The sequence below is a fragment of the Shewanella sp. 4t3-1-2LB genome (genome assembly GCF_017368415.1).
Lineage (GTDB): Bacteria > Pseudomonadota > Gammaproteobacteria > Enterobacterales > Shewanellaceae > Shewanella > Shewanella fodinae.
In genome coordinates this window covers 89,126-112,710 of sequence record NZ_JAFNJD010000003.1, presented here as the reverse complement: position 1 = coordinate 112,710, position 23,585 = coordinate 89,126, and the positions used below count along the sequence as shown (strand labels likewise).

Annotated in this window: 19 protein-coding genes; 8 read left to right on the top strand and 11 right to left on the bottom strand. The window is 49.5% G+C overall.

Going from position 1 to position 23,585, the window contains the following annotated elements; genetic code table 11:
- Positions 1 to 43 precede the first annotated feature (43 nt).
- Complete coding sequence (locus tag J3L11_RS02745; protein WP_189618065.1) at positions 44 to 1,504, bottom strand: aminoacyl-histidine dipeptidase; 1,461 nt, start codon at positions 1,502 to 1,504, stop codon at positions 44 to 46.
- Between the two features lie 980 nt (positions 1,505 to 2,484).
- Here J3L11_RS02745 and J3L11_RS02740 point away from each other — a divergent pair.
- The 3 genes from J3L11_RS02740 to J3L11_RS02730 all read left to right on the top strand — a co-directional run bounded on the left by J3L11_RS02740 (position 2,485) and on the right by J3L11_RS02730 (position 6,285).
- On the top strand, positions 2,485 to 3,774 hold the full coding sequence (locus tag J3L11_RS02740; protein ID WP_133039581.1) for an NCS2 family permease: 1,290 nt from the start codon (positions 2,485 to 2,487) through the stop codon (positions 3,772 to 3,774).
- A gap of 136 nt (positions 3,775 to 3,910) precedes the next feature.
- Positions 3,911 to 5,029, top strand: coding sequence for a glutamate 5-kinase (gene proB / locus J3L11_RS02735; protein WP_207569922.1), 1,119 nt, complete (start codon positions 3,911 to 3,913; stop codon positions 5,027 to 5,029).
- Entirely contained in the window at positions 5,026 to 6,285 is a 1,260-nt protein-coding gene (locus J3L11_RS02730) for a glutamate-5-semialdehyde dehydrogenase (protein ID WP_207569921.1), read from the top strand. The genes proB and J3L11_RS02730 overlap by 4 nt, the downstream gene beginning before the upstream one ends.
- A gap of 69 nt (positions 6,286 to 6,354) precedes the next feature.
- On the opposite strand, the gene ybaK is transcribed toward J3L11_RS02730, so the two are convergent.
- Together ybaK and J3L11_RS02720 are read right to left on the bottom strand one after the other, a co-directional pair.
- A complete protein-coding gene (gene ybaK, locus J3L11_RS02725) occupies positions 6,355 to 6,831 on the bottom strand; it encodes a Cys-tRNA(Pro) deacylase (RefSeq protein WP_189618067.1) in 477 nt (158 codons plus the stop codon).
- A 38-nt stretch (positions 6,832 to 6,869) separates the two neighbouring features.
- Entirely contained in the window at positions 6,870 to 7,787 is a 918-nt protein-coding gene (locus tag J3L11_RS02720) for a DMT family transporter (protein WP_133039577.1), read from the bottom strand.
- 276 nt (positions 7,788 to 8,063) lie between these two features.
- Here J3L11_RS02720 and dnaK point away from each other — a divergent pair, with 276 nt between their 5' ends.
- Both dnaK and dnaJ read left to right on the top strand, forming a co-directional pair.
- On the top strand, positions 8,064 to 9,989 hold the full coding sequence (gene dnaK / locus J3L11_RS02715; RefSeq protein WP_133039576.1) for a molecular chaperone DnaK: 1,926 nt from the start codon (positions 8,064 to 8,066) through the stop codon (positions 9,987 to 9,989).
- Positions 9,990 to 10,080: 91 nt separating this feature from the next.
- Positions 10,081 to 11,214, top strand: coding sequence for a molecular chaperone DnaJ (gene dnaJ, locus J3L11_RS02710; RefSeq protein WP_133039575.1), 1,134 nt, complete (start codon positions 10,081 to 10,083; stop codon positions 11,212 to 11,214).
- 52 nt (positions 11,215 to 11,266) lie between these two features.
- Here dnaJ and J3L11_RS02705 read toward each other — a convergent pair whose 3' ends face one another.
- Together J3L11_RS02705 and J3L11_RS02700 are read right to left on the bottom strand one after the other, a co-directional pair.
- Positions 11,267 to 12,433, bottom strand: a complete 1,167-nt coding sequence (locus J3L11_RS02705; protein WP_133039574.1) for a histidinol-phosphate transaminase — start codon at positions 12,431 to 12,433, stop codon at positions 11,267 to 11,269.
- Positions 12,434 to 12,689: 256 nt separating this feature from the next.
- Positions 12,690 to 14,966, bottom strand: a complete 2,277-nt coding sequence (locus J3L11_RS02700) for a TonB-dependent receptor (protein WP_207569920.1) — start codon at positions 14,964 to 14,966, stop codon at positions 12,690 to 12,692.
- A gap of 575 nt (positions 14,967 to 15,541) precedes the next feature.
- Between J3L11_RS02700 and J3L11_RS02695 the strand changes: the two genes are divergently transcribed.
- Entirely contained in the window at positions 15,542 to 16,240 is a 699-nt protein-coding gene (locus J3L11_RS02695; protein WP_207569919.1) for a hypothetical protein, read from the top strand.
- 59 nt (positions 16,241 to 16,299) lie between these two features.
- On the opposite strand, the gene pepA is transcribed toward J3L11_RS02695, so the two are convergent.
- Complete coding sequence (pepA, locus tag J3L11_RS02690; protein WP_189618071.1) at positions 16,300 to 17,808, bottom strand: leucyl aminopeptidase; 1,509 nt, start codon at positions 17,806 to 17,808, stop codon at positions 16,300 to 16,302.
- Between the two features lie 250 nt (positions 17,809 to 18,058).
- Here pepA and lptF point away from each other — a divergent pair, with 250 nt between their 5' ends.
- Positions 18,059 to 19,171, top strand: coding sequence for an LPS export ABC transporter permease LptF (gene lptF, locus J3L11_RS02685; RefSeq protein WP_207569918.1), 1,113 nt, complete (start codon positions 18,059 to 18,061; stop codon positions 19,169 to 19,171).
- Entirely contained in the window at positions 19,171 to 20,229 is a 1,059-nt protein-coding gene (lptG, locus tag J3L11_RS02680; RefSeq protein WP_189618118.1) for an LPS export ABC transporter permease LptG, read from the top strand. Before lptF ends, lptG begins: the two co-directional genes overlap by 1 nt.
- A gap of 23 nt (positions 20,230 to 20,252) precedes the next feature.
- On the opposite strand, the gene J3L11_RS02675 is transcribed toward lptG, so the two are convergent.
- From J3L11_RS02675 to J3L11_RS02655, 5 genes are read right to left on the bottom strand one after another with little or no spacing between them, the layout of a single operon-like run.
- Positions 20,253 to 20,759, bottom strand: coding sequence for an RDD family protein (locus J3L11_RS02675; protein ID WP_207569917.1), 507 nt, complete (start codon positions 20,757 to 20,759; stop codon positions 20,253 to 20,255).
- Positions 20,760 to 21,005, bottom strand: coding sequence for a DUF2960 domain-containing protein (locus J3L11_RS02670; RefSeq protein ID WP_189618074.1), 246 nt, complete (start codon positions 21,003 to 21,005; stop codon positions 20,760 to 20,762).
- Between the two features lie 17 nt (positions 21,006 to 21,022).
- The gene (locus J3L11_RS02665) at positions 21,023 to 21,370 is read right to left on the bottom strand and encodes a DMT family protein (RefSeq protein WP_133039566.1); all 348 of its coding nucleotides are present in this window, start codon (positions 21,368 to 21,370) and stop codon (positions 21,023 to 21,025) included.
- Positions 21,371 to 21,862 carry a GNAT family N-acetyltransferase gene (locus tag J3L11_RS02660; protein WP_207569916.1) on the bottom strand — a complete coding sequence of 164 codons (492 nt, stop codon included), beginning with the start codon at positions 21,860 to 21,862 and terminating at the stop codon, positions 21,371 to 21,373.
- Positions 21,863 to 21,915: 53 nt separating this feature from the next.
- Positions 21,916 to 23,412, bottom strand: coding sequence for a carboxypeptidase M32 (locus tag J3L11_RS02655; protein WP_207569915.1), 1,497 nt, complete (start codon positions 23,410 to 23,412; stop codon positions 21,916 to 21,918).
- Positions 23,413 to 23,585: the final 173 nt, after the last annotated feature.

Below are 23,585 nucleotides of genomic sequence, written 5' to 3'. Positions count from 1 at the left end.
TTTCAAAAGCAATAAAAAAGCCACCATGAGGTGGCTTAATTTTTTACACTTTTTCAGGAACCCGCTGCAACACTGCTAGCAATAGCTGCCAATACTGGCCTACGGTCGTGATATTAACCATTTCATCGGGGCTATGAGGGAAGCGAATAGTGGGGCCGATGGATACCATATCCATGTCTGGATAAGGTTTTTTAAACAGTCCACACTCTAGACCGGCATGGATCACCATAATCACCGGTTCTTTATGGTAGATATGCTGATAGGTATCACGCACAATTGCCATGATCGGTGAACTATTGTCGGGTTTCCAGCCAGGATAAGCACCACTAAATTTGACTTCTGCCCCTGCCAGTGATGCCAGCGCTGATAACTGCCCACACACATAGTCGCGGCCAGAATCAATCAGTGAGCGTACTAAGCACAGCACGGTAACCTTTTGATCTTTTATGGAAACTACACCAAGATTCAATGAGGTTTCAGTAACGCCTTCCACTTCATCACTCATGCGGATGACGCCATTGGGACAGGCATTCAGCAGCGCCAACAACTGCTGTTGACTCGCCATTGTCATCACTTCAGCCGTGGCAGGTATTTCGGTGAGGGTGAGTTTGACACCCGCATCGGCAATGGCAAATTCACTGCGCAGTAGGGCTTGATAGTCGCTAACCGCCTGCTGCAATGCCGCCACTTGAGAAGCGGCAATGCTAATACCCGCATCGGCTTCCCGAGGAATGGCGTTGCGCAGCGTACCCCCCTGAAAATCAATTAATTGCAGACCAAGCTTGGTAGATTGTTCAAACAGGAAGCGTGCCAGTAATTTATTGGCATTACCTCGTCCGAGATGGATATTAACCCCAGAATGGCCGCCTTTGAGACCGGAGATCATCAAGCGAAAACTCTGGCTGTCTTTACTGGCAGGTTGATGGGATAATGGCAGCGTTAACGCTGCATCCACACCGCCAGCGCAGCCCATGTAGATTTCGCCTTCTTGCTCTGAATCGGTGTTAATCAGGATTTCGCCACGCAATACGCCGGGCTGTAAGCCAAAGGCGCCGGTCATACCTGATTCTTCATCCACCGTCAGCAACACTTCCAATGGCCCATGCGCAATATCATCACTTTGCAAGATTGCTAGCGCTGAGCACATACCAATACCGTTGTCGGCACCGAGCGTGGTACCACGTGCTTTGACCCATTCACCATCGACCCAAGGTTCGATGGGATCTTTGGTAAAATCATGGGTTTTATCGGCGTTCTTCTGCGGCACCATGTCCATATGCGCCTGAATCACCACGGGTTTACGATTTTCCATACCTGGAGTGGCTGGTTTGCGGATAATCAGATTACCTACAGCTTCTTCAATCACCTCTAGCTGTTTGTCTCTGGCCCAGTTTTGGATGAACTGGCTGAGTGCGGCTTCATGCCCTGACGGGCGTGGGAAGCTACAAATCTTTTCAAACCATTGCCACAGAGGCTGGGGGGCTAACTGGCTGAGATCGGACACGTGAGACTCCTGAACTTAATATGTTTCTGAACAACGACGCTGGGATTGCCAGCGTAATGAATGCCAACAAGTTTACCATAATGTGTTGTTAAGTGCCTGTATCTGACGCTTCCATATTGCATGGTAATTGTCATCAGCAAGGGCTGTAATGCTCAGAAAAAGCATGCTAAGGAGCACTGATGTTAACATTTTATTGAAGCGACCGATGCAGCGGCAATCTACCAGTGATGACTGGGATATGGTGATTGTACTGTTTGTTAATGTTGTTAACTTGTTATTTGGTGGTGAGTGTTAAAAATACAATAAATTCATAAAGTTAAACATAATATATTAATCCTTGATGATTTTTTATCTCGATAGAACTATGTATTTTTGAAATTAAAATACAAAAAACTTTCAAAACAAAATTATTTAGCCATAAAACTTGTAGTTAAATTTCATAAATGTATTATTTTTAGCTGCTAGCGATGATGTTGTGACTGATGAGTCGAGTGGCTATTGCTGCGGTGTTGTTCTGGAAGCGTCCCCAATCTTTTCTGGATTCAGCATAAGACTCTGCAGTGTTAACGGTTTTCTGTTAAACCACTGCGGCTGATCGTATGACTGGGATCAGGAGGGCTCCATCTTTCTGCATCAATCCCCCTCGCTACTTTGACCACATGCGTGGTTGCTTGTTGATGCAGATTTCATAGCCGGGTATATCCTTTGGCTAATCAGTCTGTTTGTGCAAAAGTTCCCAGGTCTATGGGCGTTTAACGTATTTCTGCCTGCTCTTCTGAGCAGGTTTTTTTTGCCTAAAATCTCGGCTGGAGGTTTTGTGATCAGCTAGGCAATTGCATAACTCCCGTCTGTCCTTGGCATATTTTGTCTGGTGTGGTTCAGGCAAAGTTTTTATAATCTGCCGCTGCCAATGCAGTTTTGTTAAATAACTGTTATTAAATCTTGCCCTACACTACATAATAATCAAGGAACCCAGTTCCATGCTGGAAAAACTATTTAAACTCAAAGAACATCAGACATCGCTTAAGCAGGAAGTGTTAGCAGGTATCACTACCTTTCTGACTATGGCCTATATTATTTTCGTTAATCCCAGCATGCTGGCGAACGCAGGCATGGATCAGGGCGCTGTCTTTGTGGCGACCTGTTTGGCGGCGGCTGTCGGTTGTTTGGTGATGGGACTATTAGCGAACTACCCCATTGCCTTAGCACCGGGAATGGGGCTGAATGCCTTTTTTACCTATACAGTAGTCGGTGATATGGGCTATAGCTGGGAGACCGCCCTAGGTGCGGTATTTCTCTCCGGTTGTTGCTTCCTGATTTTGTCGTTAGTACGCATTCGTGAATGGGTGGTGAATTCGATTCCCATGTCATTGCGCATGGGGATTGCTGCCGGCATCGGGCTGTTTCTGGCGTTGATTGGTCTGCGCGGGGCTGGGATTGTGGTGGATAATCCCGCCACGTTAGTTGGACTGGGAGACTTGACCTCTTTCCATGCAGTGATGGCGATTTTGGGTTTTCTGCTGATCATCGCCTTTGTGCATCGTGGCTATAAAGCCGCGGTAATCATGAGTATCTTGGCCGTGACTATTCTTGGGCTGCTGTTTGGTGATGTGAAGTATTCCGGGATTGTTTCTATGCCGCCATCGATTGCGCCTACCTTTATGAAGATGGATCTGGCGGGTGTGCTGGACGTCAGCATGATCTCTATTGTGTTTGCTTTCCTGTTTGTCGACTTATTCGATACCTCCGGTACCTTAGTGGCCGTGGCGCATCGCGGTGGCTTCCTAGACCAAAATGGCCGGTTACCAAGGCTTAATCGGGCATTGACCGCTGATAGTCTGGCAACCATTGCTGGTGCGGCATTGGGGACATCAACCACCACCAGTTATATTGAAAGTACCGCGGGTGTGTGTGCGGGGGGGCGTACCGGACTGACGGCGGTCGTGGTGGGATTGCTGTTTATTGCAGCCTTGTTTATTTCACCGCTGGCAGGCATGGTTCCAGCATATGCCACTGCGGGCACGCTGTTTTATGTGGCGATCCTGATGACCTCCAGCTTGCTGCATGTGGAGTGGGAAGATTTAACAGAAGCTGCACCTGTGGTAGTCGCTGCGCTAATCATGCCGTTCACCTATTCCATTGCCAATGGCATTGCCTGTGGTTTCATTACTTATGCGGCGATCAAAGTGCTCTGCGGTCGTTTCAAGGATCTCAATGTCGGCGTGGTCGTGCTGGCGTTGTTATTTATCGCTAAATTTATCTGGGCCTGAACTGTATAATCGGGAAAGCCGCCGCTCTAGCGGTTTTTTTATGGGGATTTCAGCGATTTCCTGCCCTCAGCTGCTAGGAATCTTGGCGGGGATTGGGTATAAGATGAATCCCCGAAACATTTTTTTACAGTAGACGATGGACCTTTCAAACTCCCGTTACAAACGGGTAGTGATAAAACTGGGCACCAGCGTGCTAACTTCTGGCAGTAAAAAGCTCGATAAAGCACACATGGTGGAGTTAGCCAGACAGATGGCAACTTTGATGCGTAGCGGTGTTGAAGTTGTGTTATGTACTTCCGGGGCCATTGCCGCCGGACGCGAACATCTGCTTTATCCTGAACTGCCCGATACTATTGCCAATAAACAGTTATTGGCGGCAGTTGGTCAAAGCCAACTGATCCTGGCGTGGGCACAATTATTCAGTATTTACGGGCTGCATGTGGGGCAACTGCTGTTGACCCGTGCTGACCTGCATGATCGCGAACGCTATCTGAATGCTCGGGATGCGCTAACGGCATTGCTGGCACAGAATATTATCCCCATCATTAATGAAAACGATGCGGTTGCCACTAATGAGATCAAAGTGGGGGACAATGACAATCTGTCGGCACGGGTGGCTTTGCTGTGTGATGCAGATCTGTTGCTGCTGCTGACTGATCAGAAAGGCTTGTTTGATGCCGATCCGCGTACTCACCCCGAGGCGCACTTGATTAGCGAAGTGGCAAATATTGATGATAATCTGCGGGAAATTGCCGGTGATTCTGTGTCTGGTCTGGGAACCGGCGGCATGGCAACCAAGCTACAGGCGGCGGATATCGCTAGGCGCGCTGGCATAGAAGTGGTGATTGCTTCCGGTCATCATCCTGACGTTATTATCAAAGTAAGCAGTCATCAAGCGGTTGGGACTCATTTCAGCCCCACCGAAAATCCGCTCGAAAGCCGCAAGCAGTGGATCCTTGCCGGGCCTAAGGCTAAGGGACGGTTGCTGCTGGATGCTGGTGCAGTGAAGGCGGTATCAGAGAAGGGCCGGAGTCTGCTGTCCAAAGGTATTATTGCCGTCGAAGGCAATTTTGAGCGCGGCGCAACGGTGGAGTTACTGGATCAGGATGGGCATAAAATTGCCCGTGGTATCTGCCGTTACAGCGCCGTTGCCCTGCGTATCATTGCTGGTAAACATTCCGACGATATTGAGCCGCTGCTGGGCTATGATCATGGTGATGCAATCGTACACCGTAACGATATGGTGGTTTTATGAGCGAAACATACCTGCAACAGCTAGGGCAACGGGCGAAAGAGGCAAGTTTTGCCTTGGCAAATCTCACCGCTGCTGATAAACGAGAATTACTTCAAGCGATTGCTGATTCGCTGCAATCGGCGAGCAATGACATTCTGGCGGCGAATGCCAAAGATGTTACGGCGGCCAAAGCGGCAGGATTAGATGCGGCAATGATTGACAGACTACTGCTGGACAATAAACGTCTCGCGGCTGTGATTGCCGATATTAGCAATGTTATCGCGTTAGCCGATCCGATTGGTCGAGAGTTCGATTCGCGTTTGCTCGATAACGGTATCCGCTTGTGTCGCCGCACTGTACCTCTAGGCGTTATTGGGGTGATTTACGAAGCTCGGCCTAATGTCACAGTGGATATTGCCGTGCTGGCGCTGAAAACCGGTAACGCGGTGATCCTGCGTGGTGGCAAAGAGACAGTTAATTCTAATCTGGCGCTGGCGCAAGCTATCCGTGCGGGAATTGCGAAGTTCGGTTTGCCTGCCGATGCGGTGCAGCTTATCGATGATCCAGATAGAGCGCTGGTCACTGGATTGCTAAAACTGGATCAATACGTCGACATGATAGTGCCTCGAGGGGGCAGTAAGTTGCAGCGCTTATGTGCCGAGCAGGCAACTATTCCGGTGATCCTCGGTGGTATTGGTATTTGTCATTTATATCTGGATAAGGCGGCCGATCTATCGCGTTCAACGTCAGTGATAGTCAATGCCAAAGTACAGCGGCCAACCGTGTGTAATGCGCTGGACACCTTATTGGTGCATGAGGCGATTGCCGAACATTATCTGCCGCAACTAGCAGCTACTTTGTCAGCAGAAGGAGTGAGTCTCGTCGGTTGTGAGACCACCCGGCAGCTGTTGCCTGCTTATGACGTGCGCTCGGCCAGTGATGCAACCTATCGCACTGAGTGGCTGTCACTGACACTTGGCATAAAAGTGGTAGCGGATCTGGATGAAGCGATTGCCCATATTCGGCAATATTCCAGTGGTCACTCAGAAGCCATTCTCACCAATGACATTACCACTGCGACCCGCTTTATGAATGAAGTGAACTCGGCGGCGGTGTATCTTAATGCCAGCACTCGCTTTACCGATGGCGGTCAGTTTGGTTTGGGGGCCGAGGTTGCGGTAAGCACCCAGAAGTTGCATGCGCGTGGTCCCATGGGGCTAGAAGCTTTAACCACCTATAAATGGTTGGCGGTCGGGGATTACACATCTCGCAGTTAATGCGGTAACTGTTATTACACCCTGACAAAGGCCCGCAAAAGGGCCTTTGTCATTTATGAATGCAACGGGTTATTCGCTTTTTATGTCGGCAAAACTGCCGCGACATAACGCCGCTAGCGCTTCTGGTGCCAGACAGATTTCCAGACCACGACGGCCAGCGCTGACATAGATTTCAGTAAAATTCTTGGCACTGCTATCGATAAGGGTTGGCAGCTGTTTTTTCTGCGCCAGTGGACTGATGCCGCCGACCAGATAACCTGATGATTTTTGCGCCAGTTGTGGATCCGCCATTACCAGTTTTTTCTGTTTCAGCGCCTTAGCGGCGGCTTTCAGACTCAAATGATGATTTACCGGCACCAGCGCCACAGCCATTGGCGCACTCTTTTCATCGCTGCTGACCAGCAGGGTTTTAAACACCTGATCCGGGTTCAATCCCAACGCATTGGCGGCTTCTTCCCCATAAGATGCAGCATTCTTATCGTGATGATATTCGTGGACGCTGAAGTTAATCTTGGCTTTATTGGCAAGATCGATTGCAGGTGTCACACTGACCTCCTAAACCAATTAAAAACAGATGTTGCCTGTCACAGTGTCCGCCGGAACCGTGGTCGGCGGTGGTTGCCCAAATGTGGCAGTAGTTGTTGCAGCAATAACGCTAGGATGATCAGACCGAGCCCGGCAAGGGTTGATGGCAGGATGGTCTCACCCAAGATCACAGCAATAAAACACATCGACAATACCGGTGACAAAAACACTAAATTACTGATGCTGGCGGTACGCGTCGCCGTTTTAAGCGCCATTAACCACAGCACAAAGGTTATGCCCATTTCAAACAACCCCACATAGGTGCCTGCCAACACGGCTTTAACGCTGAGTTGCGGTAATGACTGGGTGAATACCAACATCAACGTGATACAAGGCAATGCTACCAGAAAACTCAACAGCAGGCTGACCACTGGGTCACCTTTATCCTTGGTATTGACTATCCAGTACAGACACCACAGCAGTGTGCCGGTAAAACACAGCCCAATCCCCAACGGATTTTCAAAATGCATGGCGGTGATATTGCCCTCGGTCGCGATGAACAGTACCCCCGTATAGGCAACGACAGCCGCAACAATGTCGGAAGCGCGCAGTTTCTGACTCAACATAGGCACCGATAACAACGGCAGCAAAATCCCCCAAGTGTAGTTCAGCGACAACGCCTGTTGTGCTGGCAATATATCGTAGGCTTTAAACAATACCTGATAGTAAAGAAACGGGCTTAACAGGCCTGTCTGCAGATACAGCAGTGGTCTGGCACGAAACTGTTGCCACAATAATGGCAGCTTACGCTGTCGTCCAAGAATTAATAATAAGCAGAGTGAAGACACAATCGTCGCAACAAATACCAACTGTAGCGGCGTAAAAAAAGTCAGGGCAATTTTAAACGCAGTTGCGACTGTGGACCACAGCAGAACTGCACCCAGACCGTAGGCAAACGCCAGTGAGGATGTTTTCAATTATGTCTACTCAACTCAGTAAAACAGGGATAAAAGCCGGACCACGGCTGTGGTTCAGCGGTAAGCAGCGCGTATTTTAGCGGCACTTTATGAAAAAGGTTGCGTTTAAGATCAATTTTTTTAACTGAACCCTTGTAAAGCAGAATTGCGCCCCTATATAGGGGTTAAGGCGCGATTTGGGTAGTTTGGCAAAGGCCTTGAAATCAACAACTTTGCCCCCAGATCCATAGCAGATGATTATTTTAGTTCGAAAGAAAAGATTTTTCGGAGGACCTCATGGGTAAAATTATTGGTATCGACTTAGGCACAACTAACTCTTGTGTTGCCGTACTTGAAGGTGGCAAGCCTCGGGTTTTGGAAAATGCTGAAGGCGATCGCACCACTCCTTCAATCATTGCTTATACCGAAGATGAGACCCTGGTAGGTCAGCCGGCCAAACGTCAGGCAGTGACCAACCCAGCGAATACCTTCTTCGCGATTAAGCGTTTGATTGGACGTCGTTTCACTGATGACGAAGTACAGCGTGATGTCAGCATCATGCCGTTCAAGATCATCAAAGCCGACAACGGCGATGCATGGGTAGAAAGCCGTGGCAAGAAAATGGCACCACCACAGGTGTCAGCCGAAGTGCTGAAGAAAATGAAGAAAACAGCAGAAGATTTCCTCGGTGAACCAGTGACCGAAGCGGTCATTACCGTGCCTGCTTACTTCAACGATTCTCAGCGTCAGGCGACTAAAGACGCTGGCCGTATCGCCGGTCTGGAAGTTAAACGTATTATCAACGAACCCACAGCCGCCGCATTGGCCTATGGTATCGACAAAAAACAGGGCGATAACGTGATTGCCGTGTTCGACCTCGGTGGTGGTACTTTCGATATCTCTGTTATCGAAATTGACAGCAATGACGGCGATCAGACGTTTGAAGTGCTGGCAACCAACGGCGATACCCACTTGGGTGGTGAAGATTTCGATAACCGCTTGATTAACTATCTGGCTGACGAATTCAAGAAAGAGCAGGGCATTGACCTGCGCAATGACCCGCTGGCGATGCAGCGTCTGAAAGAAGCTGCTGAAAAAGCGAAAATTGAGTTGTCTAGCACCACTCAAACTGAAGTCAATCTGCCCTATATCACTGCAGATGCTACCGGTCCTAAGCACTTGGTGGTAAAAATCACCCGCGCTAAACTGGAATCGCTAGTAGATGACCTGATCACCCGTTCACTGGAACCTGTGAAAGTGGCATTGTCTGATGCTGGCTTGTCAGTGTCTGATATCAACGAAGTGATCTTAGTGGGCGGTCAGACACGTATGCCTAAAGTGCAGAAAGCCGTGGCTGACTTCTTTGGTAAAGAACCACGTAAAGATGTGAACCCTGACGAAGCGGTAGCGGTTGGTGCGGCAATTCAGGGTGGGGTGTTAGCCGGTGACGTGAAAGACGTACTGCTGCTGGACGTAACACCGCTGTCTTTGGGTATCGAAACCATGGGTCAGGTAATGACCAAGCTGATTGAGAAAAACACCACTATTCCTACCAAGGCGCAGCAGGTGTTCTCAACTGCCGAAGATAACCAAAACGCTGTGACTATCCATGTGTTGCAGGGTGAACGTAAACAGGCCAGTGCCAACAAGTCTCTGGGTCAGTTCAACCTGGAAGGTATTGAACCGTCACCACGTGGCATGCCACAGATTGAAGTGACTTTTGATATCGACGCCGATGGTATTCTGAATGTGTCTGCTACCGATAAGAAAACCGGTAAGAAACAGGCCATCACCATTAAAGCTTCTTCTGGTCTGTCTGACGACGAAGTGGAAAAAATGGTACGTGATGCTGAAGCTCACGCAGAAGATGACAAGAAGTTTGAAGAACTGGTCAGTGCCCGTAACCAGGCCGATGGTCTGGTGCATGCTACCAAGAAACAGGTAACTGAAGCGGGTGAAGCCCTGAGCAGTGACGATAAAGCAAAAATCGATGCTGCCATCAGCAAGGTAGAAACTGCAGTAAAAGGCAGTGATAAAGAAGCGATTGAAAAGGCGACTCAGGAACTGATTGAAGCGTCTGCCAAACTGGTAGAAGTGGCTCAGGCCCAAGCGCAACATGCTCAGGGTGGTGCTGAGTCAGCCCATCAGGGTAACAACAGCAACGCTACTGCCGATGATGTCGTCGATGCTGAATTTGAAGAGGTTAAAGACGACAAGAAATAATCAGGCCATCTTCCCTGATTAATTAGGCGGGCGTTATGGGGTGACCCTAACGCCCGCTCGTTCTGCTCCAGCCAAGAACGCGTGAGAGATTATGTCAAAGCGAGATTATTACGAAGTATTGGACGTCGCCCGGGATGCCAGCGAACGGGACATCAAAAAGGCCTATAAACGCCTAGCGATGAAATATCATCCGGACCGCAATCCCGGCGATAAAGAAGCCGAAGCCAAATTCAAAGAAGTCAAAGAAGCCTATGAAATTCTGACCGATGCCGACAAACGTGCCGCTTATGACCAGTTCGGTCATGCTGGGGTTGATCCCAGCCGTGGTGCAGGTGGTTTTGGTGGGGGTAATGGTGCAGATTTCAGCGATATTTTCGGTGATGTCTTCGGGGATATCTTCGGCGGTGGTCGTCGTGGTGGACATAGACAACCCGCCCGTGGTTCCGACCTGCGCTATAACCTCGAATTGTCACTGGAAGAAGCGGTTCGCGGTGTAAACCGAGAGTTAAGGATCCCGACCCTAGCGACTTGTGATCTTTGTGGTGGCTCAGGTGCCAAAAAAGGTACTTCAGCGACCACCTGTGGTACTTGTCATGGCAGTGGTCAGGTGCAGATGCGTCAGGGTTTCTTTGCCGTACAGCAAACCTGCCCGACATGTCATGGGCGCGGTAAGATTATCAAGGAGCCTTGCAGCAAATGTCATGGCGACGGCCGCATGGAGAAAAGCAAAACCCTGTCGGTCAAAATCCCGGCCGGGGTGGATACCGGCGACCGCATCCGTCTAGCGGGCGAGGGCGAAGCCGGCGAATTCGGCGCGCCAGCGGGCGACCTGTATGTACAGGTAACGGTGCGCGAGCATCCGATTTTTGTGCGTGATGGCAATAATCTGTACTGTGAAGTGCCGATTTCCTTTGCCAAAGCAGCACTGGGCGGTGAAGTCGAAGTGCCAACGCTTGAAGGAAAGGTCAGCCTGAAGATCCCGCCAGAAACGCAGACCGGGCGCATGTTCCGTTTACGTGGTAAAGGCGTGAAGTCCGTGCGTAGCCATGCTGTGGGTGACTTGTTATGTAAGGTAGTGATGGAAACCCCAGTAAATCTGTCCGAACGCCAGAAGGAACTGCTGCGTGAGTTTGAAGACACCCTCAGTGGTGGCGGCAAGCACAGTCCCAAGGCCGAAGGCTGGTTTGATGGCGTGAAGAAATTCTTCCAAGACCTTAATAGCTGATACTTAAAGAAAAGCCAGTGCATTGCACTGGCTTTTGTCTATTGATAACCGCTTAAATCCAGCCTTTTTTGCCAAACTCCAGCATCACCTTGGCAACATAAGTCATCTCTTCCGGTGTCCCTAACGACACCCGGCAATAGTCATCTGCTGGTGGAAATGCTCGGCCTACTAGGATCCCGGCCTGTTTCATATGTTCCTGATATTCTTTCAGAGGAACGTTGAGCTTGTGGAAAATGAAATTAGTGTTGGAAGGCACATAGGAAATGTTCAGTGCATTCAATGCCTGAAGCAGAATTTTGCGCGAGGTATCGTTACTAGCTCGGCTGTATTTGATGAAGGCTTCATCTTTCAATGACACCATGGCAGCCTTAATCCCACAGTAATTTAGCAGGTTATCACCGATTTTCGGTTGCAGCTTGGCAATCAATGCCGGGGTGGCCACCGCATAGCCTACACGCATCCCGGCCATGGCGAATAACTTAGAAAAAGTTTTCAGCAGAATCACATTGTCAGCACCCGCTTTGAGCAACGGGGCAACCGAGCGAAAGTTCGGATCATCAGCAAATTCGGCATAAGCCTCATCCATCATGAAAAGCGTATTTGCGGGTTTACTGTTGATCCACGCTTCCACTTCTGCCGCTTTACAGATGGCTCCTGTCGGGTTATTCGGATTGACCAGATATACCACTGACGGCCCTTTATAGTCAGCCACAGCTTTTTTCATGGCGGCTAAATCGATATCCCATGTTTTGGTCATTGGCACCCGAGTAATTTTCATGCCATTGCTGCGGGCATAATCTTCAGCGGCGCTGAAGGTCAGTTCTGGTGCAACTAACTGTACATTGGCTGCGGCCAGTGCTTCTATTACCACGCGGATGCCCTCGGTCGCCCCCAATGTGAGGATTACCGCAGTCTCTGGCATGCTATATTGATCTGCCAATTGCTTACGCAGCTCAAACATTTCTTTCATCGGGTAACGATTGGATATGGCTATGGTTTCTTTGGCAACAGCCTGAGCCTTAGGCGACATCCCCAGCGGATTTTCATTGAAATTGATGCGGATGGGATTATCAGCACTGGGTGGCGTGAATGTTGGGCTAAGTTGCGTTTTTGCCAGTAGCGGTTGGCTCAGACCACTGACGGCTGCGCCACCCATTAACATACCGGAAAACTTTAGAAATTGCCGTCGCTGCGTGTTAGTTTTGTCGCTGTCTGCCATTGAATTCTCTCCTTGTGGTAGTTGTTATCAGTTGGCATCAGCATTAACCATGCCAGAGATTAACTGATTGAATGTTATAATAATGTATTTTTATGTTGCATTGTGATGCATCACAGTGGGCCAAATCCTGCACCATAATGCAATAGTTTTCCTTCGCGAGTATGTAAAAGGTTCAATGATTAGCGGCATTTAATAAAAAAGCGAAGCCAAATGGCTTCGCTTTTTGACGATCCCTTACTCAACTGGTCAAATGTTTTTAGAACGAGTAACTGACACCCAGCATCAGATTGCGTCCCATCAATGGTGCGTAATCTTTCAACAGTGAGGTATGCGGCCGCGCTTCCTGATCGGTAAGGTTGGTTCCTTTCAGGTATAACAACATGTCGCCATTATCACTGAACAAACGATAGGTCACAGAAGCGTTGACGAGGGTGTAGCCTGCAGTTTCTGTTTCATTGTCTGCAACATCATTCTGACGGGAATAAGCAATCATGCCGACATCCGCATGCCACTGATCCAGATCGAAATTCAAGGTTGAGCCAAATCGTAATGGCGAGATCCTTGGCAGATTGCCACCGTCTACCAATTTACCGCGAGTGTAATCGCTAAACAGATCTAGTGACCATAGGTCGTTGAATGGGATCTTAGCTTGTGCTTCCAGTGAGTAAAGTTCGGCATCACCTTGAGCATACTGATAAACCGGTAGATCGCCTTCTTCATCGCTATTCACCAGATCTGATGCAATGAGGCCGGTATTGGCTTCATAGAAGAAGTTATTTACTCGGTTATAGGCCATGCTTAAAGAGCCAGTCCAACTGCCATCGAGTTTGCGCAGCGTCAGGTCGAGGTTATTGGCAATCTCCTTATCTGCGTTACCGGCATTAACCACAATCTGGCCGTTTTCTACCCGGAATTCCGAACCCAATTCAAAGCTCTGGGTCGCATCGTGGGGACCATAGCTATAAAGCTCTTCGGCCGTTGCTGAACGTTCCGCCCGAGTCAGTGCCACACTCAAGTTATAAGACGGGTCGAAGTCCCATACTACGCCTGCTGATAAAGTACCATTCACATCGCTCAATTTCTGCGGTTGATACGCCTCTTCCCCAGCCAGCGTATCCAGTGTCATGGCTTCAGGTTTGAGGCGATAACTCTCAATGCGTCCACCCAGTTCAAAGCGGAAATCATTCACTTTGCGTTCCTGCATGATAAAAGCGGCGACCGTATCGGTATTGCTATTGGGGGTTAGCTGTTCAGCTCCTTGCACCGAAAAGTCACGGTGGATAAAGTGCAGGCCCATGGCACCCTGCCATTCGCCCCAAGGCGTGTTATTGAGCGTCAGCCTGGCTTCTGTCTGTTTGTTATAGAAGAAGGTATCAGCATCGCCATCTTCCTCTTCGGCATGTTGATAGTCGGTGTATCCGGCATCCAGACGCACTTTAGAGAAACCCGCAAATGGGTTTAATAAACCGCCATGCAACTGCCAGGCTGTTTTCTTGAGATCGATAGTGATATCGGGCGCACCTTCTTCTCCACGGCCTGGAATGCCATAGTTAGACTCAGTACGAACACCGGAAACACCGATAAAGCCGTTATCACCGGTATAACCCACACCACCGGCATATTCATCCAGCTTTAGTTGGCTGTTATCGACCGTGCCATGGGTCGCCGCATCTTCGGCAATGGCGTTGCCTGGAATGTCATAAGAATCGGTGCGGCGTCGAGTACCGTCAAGATGCCAGTTAAACTGACCATTACCGCCGTTTAGGTCAGCATTCAGGGTCTTGCCATCGTTAGCAGTATCGTAACGAGCGCCTACTTCGCCGTTAAAACTATCTACCGGCTGTTCGTGCAGGCGCTTATCTACCACGTTGACTACCCCACCGATGGCACCATTGCCATAAAGCAACGTGCCTGGGCCACGCAGAATTTCAATCTGCTGTGCTGACGCGGCTTCGGCAGTTACCGCGTGGTCAGCCGAGACGGTAGACGCGTCACCGACAGACAAACCATTTTCGAGGATTTTTACTCGGGGACCATCCATGCCGCGGATGATTGGACGACTGGCTCCCGCACCAAAGTGAGAGGCCTGAACGCCAGGCAATTTATCCAGCGTATCGCCTAATGTTGGTTCGGTATTGAGTTTTAGTTGGTCATCGCTAAGCACGGTAACTGGCGTTGTACTTTCCAGTGCGGAGCGCCCTAAAGGTGAGGCGGTAACCACAATGTTTTCTATCTGGCTCGCGCTTAAGGTGAAATTCTGAGTGATAGTGCCGCTACTGACTTTGAGGTCTTGCTCACTGTGTTTGAATTTGTCACTACTGATATGCAGATGTAAATGACTGTTGTCTGCCACTTGTAGCCGATATTGCCCTTGGGCATCGGTTGTCACTTGGTTTCCACCATCAACACTAACCAGTGCATTGGCCACCAGATTGCCTTGGTTGTCAGTCACTTTACCTTGTAATTGTGCTGCAAATGCAGCAGAAGTCACACCAGCAGACGCCAGTGCTACAAATAAAACTGCGAGTTTCATTATGCCTGTCCTTTTTGATAAGCAATAAAATAGATAGATTTTTTACGAATTATCAGGACAGAGATGGGGGGGCGCGGGCCGAAAGTGTGCGTAACCAAGGTAAGGCAGGCTGGATGTATAACGGCCTGGTTACTTTAATAACCAACGACTGAGTCGCGGCCACTGGCAGTATTGCTGCCGGTCCACTGCTTGGGTGGTTACTGAAGTTACAGAGTAGACAGTGGGAATGTTCATGAACCAACCCATGTTCCGCCGAATGCACGACCGCAACCGACTGCAATACAGTCAGCCAAACGCCTAGTAGCAACCATAGCCACTTTTTGTTTTGCGGTAATATTCGACGTAACATCTCGATTCAGGACAATCTGTTATAACGGCAGCACGTTACTTGTTTCACTCGGCGGCGTCCAGTGAAGATTTAGTAACAAAGTATGAGGTTGGGGGGCAGGAGCTTCTTTGATTTTTGATTAATTTATTGTTTTTATTTAAATTATATTTTTAGATGGATGTTACTCATCAAGGTCAATTAGCGCTGTATCTGGTTTGTTAAGATACGAAAATCGATGGAATTTTGCATGTTTATGTCTCGTTGCACCCTAGTGATTTTGAATAAAATGCGGCAGGCATTATGGCTTTGCCTGCTATGCGGATGCAGCAGTCAGCAGGTGTTTTTGTCACGTGCTCAGGTCATTCCAGCCAAGATCGATGCGCTCCAACAGCAATTACAACAGCAGGGCTATGACGTTACTGTCATCAATGTGGCACCACCCTATAAATTAACGCAGCCATTGCTGATTAAGAGTCCATTGCTGTTTGATGACGCTTATATCAATGGCATTGTGCGTGCTATACAGCAGCAGGGATACGCTACGGTTGATGTGATATCGATGCAGACGGCACAACACTTTTATAATGGCTACAATGTGGGGCTGTATCTGCCTTCATCATTTAGTATCAATATGCCCGTAGTCATGCAGACTGATAATTGTGCTGGTCAATATATGGTGCTGCAAACCGATGCCGATACTCACAATTTCACCCTCGATAGAGGGGATGAATATCCCTTGCTCAAAGGCAATTACAGTCTAAATGCACAAGGCAACGGCACGCTATCAACCCAGAATACGCAGATGCTTTTTAAACTGGTGCGCGTGCCAGTGTCTACGTGGGCCGGTGAGCGGCAAGCGGATAAGCTAACCGTTACGGCGCAAACATCTTCGTTGCTGCCGGAACATTGCAGCTTTATCACCATTTACGACGGATCACCGCCATAATCAGCTAAAAAACAAAAAGCGAAGCTTTAAGCTTCGCTTTTTGATGAGTATCAACTAGATTACTCGCCCTGTTCTACGCCAGAACGGTTGATAATAAACTGTGTCAACATTGGTACCGGGCGTCCGGTAGCGCCTTTGTTCGCCCCACTGGTCCAGGCGGTGCCCGCGATATCCAGATGAGCCCAGTTATATTTCTTAGTGAAACGTGACAGAAAACAGGCGGCGGTGATTGAGCCTGCTGGACGACCGCCAATGTTGGCCATATCGGCAAATGGGCTGTCTAGCTGTTCCTGATACTCATCCCATAATGGCAAGCGCCAAGCGCGATCGCCAGCTTGTTCTCCAGCATTCAATATTTCATGGGCCAACGGATTATGGCTGGAGAACAGTCCTGATGCGTGTTTGCCCAGAGCAATCACACAGGCACCGGTCAAAGTCGCGGTATCGATAACCAATTCAGGATCAAAACGTTCCACATAGGTGAGTGCATCACACAATACCAAACGGCCTTCGGCATCGGTATTGAGTACTTCTACCGTTTGACCACTCATGGTTGTGAGAATATCGCCAGGACGATAGGCGTTACCTGATGGCATATTCTCGCAACCTGCCAGAACACCAATGACATTGATGGGCAGTTGTAGCTCGCAAATAGCCTTCATGGTACCCAAAACCCCAGCAGCGCCTCCCATGTCGTATTTCATCTCATCCATGGCTTCGCCAGGTTTAAGGGAGATACCACCAGAGTCAAACGTCAGCCCTTTGCCGACCAACACCACTGGCTTGGCCGTATTATCCACGGCACCCCGATATTCCATGATGGTCATGATCGATTCATTCGCACTGCCGCGACCTACTGCCAGATAGGCATTCATGCCTAACTGTGCCATCTGTTCTTCACCAATAGTGGAGACTTTTAGATTGTGATGCACTTCAGCAAGCTGTTTGGCCTGAGAAGCAAGATAGGCGGCGTTGCAGATATTAGGCGGCATGTTGGCCACATTGCGGCAGAGTTCTATACCAGCAGAAACCCCCAAACCGTGAGTGATCGCCCGTTCCCCCACTGTGAGTTCGCGGCGAGTAGGGACGTTAAACACTAACTTACGCAACGGCCGACGGGCTTCGCCTTTGCGGCTCTTCAGTGCGTCAAAACTGTATAGTGCCGCGTTAGTTGTCTCCACTGCCTGACGCACTTTCCAGTAGGTGTCGCGTCCTTTGACGTGAAGTTCAGTTAAGAAACATACCGCTTCCATCGAACCAGTTTCGTTGAGAGTATTGATGGTTTTGGCAATAATCTGTTTGTATTGGCGTTCATCAAGTTCTCTTTCTTTGCCACAGCCAACCAGCAGTACTCGCTCACTCAGGACGTTGTCAACGTGGTGCAACAGCAGCATCTGGCCGGTTTTGCCTTCCAGATCCCCTCGCCGTAACAGATTACTGATATAGCCCCCGCTAATTTTGTCCAGCTGCTCAGCAATACCGGACAAACGGCGTGGTTCGTAAACGCCAACCACGATACAGGCGGAACGCTGTTTCTCCGGACTGCCGCTCTTTACGCTAAACTCCATGAGCTCTCCTAGATTCTTTTAAAGACAAACTTTTTGATTTATTGGATAATGCCAGCTCGTGTCCATCTGTATTTGGGGCGGATTTTATATCCGGCGGCAGACGGCGCTGAACCATCTATCTGTAGCGATGGGTGACCTTAATCAGTATCGGCATCGCCAGTTTGGACAGATAACTGTCAAAAGTGGACAGTCTACATAAAAGATACTCTGATATCAGCAAAAAGATAAGTTTAGATACAGGACCCAGCCTGTGATTGTATTCAGATACTTAATCCGTGAAGTGCTCAAAACACAAGTTGCAGTACTGACTGTGCTGCTGGCTATTTTTGTCAGCCAACAATTTGTCCGCATTCTGGCGGGGGCTTCTGACGGTGAATTTCCCTCTTCGCTAGTAATGACTCTGATTGGGCTTAACCTGCCTGGTCTGGTTGTATTAATTTTGCCACTGAGTCTGTTCCTCGGAATACTGTTGGCTCATGGGCGTATGTATGCCGAAAATGAAATGGTGGTGCTGCATGGCGTGGGTATCAGTGAATGGTATGTCACGCGAGTTACCTTGTTGCTGGCACTGGTGAACTGCCTGTTCACTTTTTGGTTATCCATGTATGGCAAACCCTGGGCCGAAGAGCAGCAGCGGTTGGTACTGGAAAAAGCCAAGTCAGAAGCCGGACTGGCGGCGCTGGTGCAGGGGCGGTTCCAAACCAGCCCCAACGGGCGAGCGGTTATTTTTGTGGAAAAGATCAGCAAAGACAATGAACTGGAGAAGGTCTTTGTGGCGCAAATGCCGGAAGCTGGTAAGGAGTCTGGGCAGGCAAACCTAGTAGTGGCAAAAAGCGGCCGGGTAACAGAAGACGCCAGTGGTGCTGAAAGTTTGAAACTTGATAATGGTGTTCGTTATCAAGGATCCGCGAATCGCAAAGATGTGCAGGTGATTGAATTTGGTAGCTACCAAACACAGATTAAAGAACAGGAAATCGATGAAACTGACCGGCGCATGTCAGCATTGTCTACTGACGAATTGCTGAAGCAGGATAACAGTACTGCGGTTGCTGAGTTGCAGTGGCGTCTGGCGATTCCTATTGCCATTCCGTTGATGACGCTGATTGCCGTACCACTAGCGCGAGTCAACGTGCGCCAGGGAAAATTTGGGAAATTATTCCCAGCGGTGCTGCTTTATCTAGGTTATTTCGGCTTGCTGGTCGCCGGGCGCAAGGCGCTGCAAGATAATGTCATTCCGCTGTCATTGGGGATGTGGTGGATCCACGGTTCAGCACTACTGTTGGGCATTTTGTTGTTGAGCAAGGAGCGTCCCTTGGGAACGCGTATTGCCGGACTATTTCGACGGCGGAGGGCGGTAGTATGATGAAAATCCTCGACTGGTATATTGCCCGTGCGCTGCTGAGTTCTTCTGCACTATGCCTGCTTATCCTGACCGGGTTGTCCGGCATCATCAAATGGGTTGATCAACTGCGTTTGGTCGGAAAAGGCACTTATAGCATGATGGATGCTGCCGTCTATGTGCTGTATCTGGTTCCCCGAGATATTGAAACCTTTTTCCCGATGGCGGTGCTGTTAGGTGCGCTTATCGGCATGGGCATGCTGGCGTCTAACTCAGAACTGGTGGTCATGCAGGCATCGGGATTGTCGCGGTTACAGATTACCCTGTCCGTAATGAAAACCGCCATACCGCTAATGTTATTGGTGATGGCGCTTGGGGAATGGGGCGCGCCAGTGGCGCAGATGAAAGCCAGTGAATTAAAAGCCACTAAAATTTCCGGTGGTAATCTGATTAAGTCACACCGTGGGATCTGGGCCAGAGATGGCAATCTATTCGTGAATATCGGACAGATAGAAACCATTGAACATCTCAGCAATGTCACCTTGTACGAATTTGATGACAACCAACGACTGCAGAGCGTGGTGCATGCGGCCGACGCGTTTTATTCCCATGACTACTGGCGGCTGCAGGATGTGCGCCGTACCAGCATCAAGAATGAGCAGGTGGTGGTTAACAATCTGACGGAAGATCGTTGGCCTTCCAGCCTGACGCCTGACAAGCTCAGTGTGGTATCAGTTGATCCAGATTCACTGCCAATCAAAGGGTTAGCTGGATATATGGATTATCTGAAAGGGAATAACCAGGATGCCAGCCGCTATGAACTGGCATTGTGGCATAAATTGATGCAACCGGTGACAGTCGCTGTGATGATGTTGGTGGCGTTATCATTTGTATTCGGGCCGTTACGTAATGTCACCATGGGGGCGCGGGTGCTGCTGGGTGTGGTTGCTGGGTTTGTGTTCCATATTAGTAATGAGATTTTCGGGCCGATGAGTATTGTCTACAATATGCCCGCAGTGGTGGGCGCGATTATGCCCAGTCTGCTGTTCACCGGTGCCGCCATTTACTACATGCGCAAGTAACCAAGCGCCCTGCGTGCGGGGCGTTAGCTTTTATGGCGATGTGTTGGCAAAACCACCATTTCTGAGTGCGTCATTTGATCTTGTAACGCTAACTTTTGTTTGCTGAACAGCAACCACAGATTGCCAACCCCAAGTAATGACCAGCAGAATCTGGCGATGGCAGTGATAAGACTGAGGTTTTGTCCATTGAAATGCTGCACTCTTAGCCGCCATGCCTGCATCCCTAGGGTTTGACCGGCCCGGCTCCAGAAATAGCTATAAAAAGCTACTACTGCAAACCATAGCCAACATTGATACAAACCGTGGTAAAGCACATTTTGGCGCAGACTGTCTGCCAGCAGTGTTCCAGTAGGGATAATGATTAAGCCAGCCTTTTGGCACAAGGCAAACAATGCAAAACCAATAATACCCGCCAAGATATATACCGCTATTGCCAACAGCAAATCGTAGGCGGTTGCCCCCAGTCGTCTGCCGATGCTAGCCCGCGGGAGATTGGCCAATTGATAATCAGGTGTGTGTGCTACTGTCATTCAGTCATCTGTTTTCAATAGCTTTACATTGGTAAAGCCCATACGGGCAAACTCGTGCAGTCGAAAACTTTTCAGTGCCCCGCCACCTTTGGCGGTCATAGCCACTTGTTGCTCCATTCTCAGAAATGCACTGATATCAACGCCTTCAGCGGCAGCTGCTGCTTCAAATATATCGTGATATTGATCAAAGGCGAAATTGACGGTTTTCTGCTGGCCACGAAATTCGTAGCTTACCAATCTGGCCATAAGGACTCCTGTAACGGTCAGAATTTACTGCGAAAAATAAAGTATACCGCGCCGAGCAGACATAGCCCGGCCCAGAGATAATCCAGTTTCAGCGGTTCCCGCAAAAACCATACGGAAAAGGGGACGAAGATACTCAACGTGATCACTTCCTGCAGGATCTTCAGTTGGCCGACATTCATGACGGTGTAGCCAATGCGGTTAGCTGGTACTTGCAGCAAATATTCAAACAGCGCTATGCCCCAACTGACCAGTGCGGCAATTATCCAAGGTTTTGTGCCTAGGGTTCGCAAATGACCATACCAAGCAAAGGTCATAAAAATATTGCTCAGGCATAGCAGGCCGATGGTGATAAGGGTTGGTTGCATTCAGGCGTTCCGCGACAAAGAATAGAGCATATAGCAGGCATCATCGGTATAACTGGCGAGGGATTTCTCGATGGTGCGGGGACGAAAACCCAGCATCTGCCAGTAATCCGCCGCACCCTGCACCGCCACCAAAGATAACGTTGGCAGTTGTTGTTGCAGTGCAAACTGTACCAGACGGCGAAATGCCTGCGTGGCAAAACCATGACCGCGAGCCTCTGGACTGACCGCTATATCATGCAGATACAAGGTGTTGGCTGCTAAACAGGGTTCAAGCATGCTGTAGAGCGCTGGTGGATTTCCTTCAAGCCAAGGGTGTGCAAGGCAGTATCCCTGAACTTGGTCATGCAGTTCCATCACGAAGCAACTATCTGGTGATAGTTGCCACTTGTTTTGCAGCACCGCTAATGGTTCTGGTTCAATATCGTGGTAACTCTGTTGCTGTACTGTCGCAATTGCCGGCCAGTCGCCGGTTTTGATGGCACGAATAAGCATGGTTCATCACCTGAGAAACGAGTGTCGTCAGTATACCAGTTTCTGCCGTTGGGTTAACTCAGATAACGCTGGCGCAGATGGCGGTGCAGATAGTCAGGATTGAGCGGCTCACCGGTCGCTTGCTGTACCAAGGTGTCAGTGTCCAGCAAAGAGCCTTGCTGCCAGATATGTTGCTGTAACCAGCTAAGTACCTCGGGTAATCGGTCATTTTCTAGCAACACATCCAGCGAACCGAGTTGCTTTTCTAGGGCAAAGCGAAACTGGGCAGCATACATGGCGCCGAGTGTGTAGCTTGGGAAATACCCGAATTCGCCCACTGCCCAGTGAATATCCTGCATACAGCCATCACGGTAGTTGTTCTTGGTACTGATGCCAAGATACTGCTGCATTTGCTGATCCCAGAAATCCGGAAGGTCAGCCAAGTCGAGGCTACCATTGAGCAGCGCCTGCTCAGCCGCAAAGCGCAACATGATATGGCAGGGATAAGTGACTTCATCGGCATCAACCCGAATATATCCTGGTTGTACCTGCAGGATCTGTTGATGCAGTTCCGCTGCCGAATCTCGACAGGAAAGGTGGCGCTTCAGCATCGGGTATAGCCGCTTGATAAACGCGGCACTGCCCGCCAACTGCATTTCAAAAAACAGGCTCTGGCTTTCATGGATCCCCATAGAGCGCGCCAGTCCTGCGGGTTGGCCGCGCCAAGCGACGGGGAGCCCCTGCTCATAACTGGCATGTCCTGTTTCATGGATAATGCCCAATAGCGCCGGTAAAAAACTGTGTTCATCATAACGGGTGGTGAGACGCACATCTCCTGGAACACCGCCGCAGAACGGGTGGGCGCTGATATCCAATCGTCCCTGTTGAAAATCAAATCCCAAAAACTGCATCACTTCTCTGCCCAAATCCTGCTGTCGTGACAGCGGATAGCGGATGTTGGTGTCCACGGGTTTAAGGGCGGGTTGACGCTCGCAGATTTGCTGAATGAGTGTCGGTAACCATTGGCTGAGGTGGTCAAAGATCTGCGTCAGCCTGGCGGCGGTCATTCCGGGTTCAAAGCGCGCCAGCAACGCATCATAGGGCGTGATATTGCTAGCGGCGGCACGACTCTGTGCTTCTTCTTTAACCAACGCCAGCAATGGCTGAAGATTGTGCTTGAAACCCTGCCAGTCATTCGCTGGTCGCTGTTGGCGCCATTGATGTTCACAGCGATAAGCCGCAGCTGTCTTGGCTTGCACTATCTCTGCGGGTACACAATTGGCTTGATGCCATTGCCACAACATTTCCCGCAGATTTGCCTGTTGTGCTTTGGAGAGCTGTGTCAGTTGTTGTTGCGCTTCAGCAAACCAATCAGTTAGCTCCGGGGCATTTTTCAGCTCATGAATATGGCGCGCCAGTTCTGCCATAGCCGCGGCGCGGTGGTCACTGCCGGCAGACGGCATCATCGTGGCCTGATCCCAGTCGCCCAAGGCGGCAAAATGTTCAAAATGGGAAATTTTCTGGAAATGGTCGCTGAGTTGCTGATAGGCGGTAACAGATTTGCGGCGCATGGCTTGACCTGATAAACACGGATATTGTTATCATGCTAGCGGGACAAGCGTGAGTCCTCAACTGCAACCGTTATATCATCTCTTATAGAGTCGCTGGCGGGCTGATGCGTCCAGGTCTAAAATTTTAGAGTGTCAGTTGAATGGATTAAGGATAGAGACATCTGCAGGAGGCG

Bases quoted from the DNA above. Each gene is read 5' to 3' on its own strand.
- J3L11_RS02705 (WP_133039574.1), bottom strand. From the start codon at position 12,433: ATGGCAGACAGCGACAAAACTAACACGCAGCGACGGCAATTTCTAAAG.
- pepA (WP_189618071.1), bottom strand. From the start codon at position 17,808: ATGGAGTTTAGCGTAAAGAGCGGCAGTCCGGAGAAACAGCGTTCCGCC.
- J3L11_RS02695 (WP_207569919.1), top strand. From the start codon at position 15,542: ATGTTTATGTCTCGTTGCACCCTAGTGATTTTGAATAAAATGCGGCAG.
- J3L11_RS02740 (WP_133039581.1), top strand. From the start codon at position 2,485: ATGCTGGAAAAACTATTTAAACTCAAAGAACATCAGACATCGCTTAAG.
- J3L11_RS02665 (WP_133039566.1), bottom strand. From the start codon at position 21,370: ATGCAACCAACCCTTATCACCATCGGCCTGCTATGCCTGAGCAATATT.
- J3L11_RS02660 (WP_207569916.1), bottom strand. From the start codon at position 21,862: ATGCTTATTCGTGCCATCAAAACCGGCGACTGGCCGGCAATTGCGACA.
- dnaJ (WP_133039575.1), top strand. From the start codon at position 10,081: ATGTCAAAGCGAGATTATTACGAAGTATTGGACGTCGCCCGGGATGCC.
- J3L11_RS02675 (WP_207569917.1), bottom strand. From the start codon at position 20,759: ATGACAGTAGCACACACACCTGATTATCAATTGGCCAATCTCCCGCGG.
- J3L11_RS02655 (WP_207569915.1), bottom strand. From the start codon at position 23,412: ATGCGCCGCAAATCTGTTACCGCCTATCAGCAACTCAGCGACCATTTC.
- proB (WP_207569922.1), top strand. From the start codon at position 3,911: ATGGACCTTTCAAACTCCCGTTACAAACGGGTAGTGATAAAACTGGGC.
- lptG (WP_189618118.1), top strand. From the start codon at position 19,171: ATGAAAATCCTCGACTGGTATATTGCCCGTGCGCTGCTGAGTTCTTCT.
- dnaK (WP_133039576.1), top strand. From the start codon at position 8,064: ATGGGTAAAATTATTGGTATCGACTTAGGCACAACTAACTCTTGTGTT.
- J3L11_RS02670 (WP_189618074.1), bottom strand. From the start codon at position 21,005: ATGGCCAGATTGGTAAGCTACGAATTTCGTGGCCAGCAGAAAACCGTC.
- J3L11_RS02700 (WP_207569920.1), bottom strand. From the start codon at position 14,966: ATGAAACTCGCAGTTTTATTTGTAGCACTGGCGTCTGCTGGTGTGACT.
- J3L11_RS02730 (WP_207569921.1), top strand. From the start codon at position 5,026: ATGAGCGAAACATACCTGCAACAGCTAGGGCAACGGGCGAAAGAGGCA.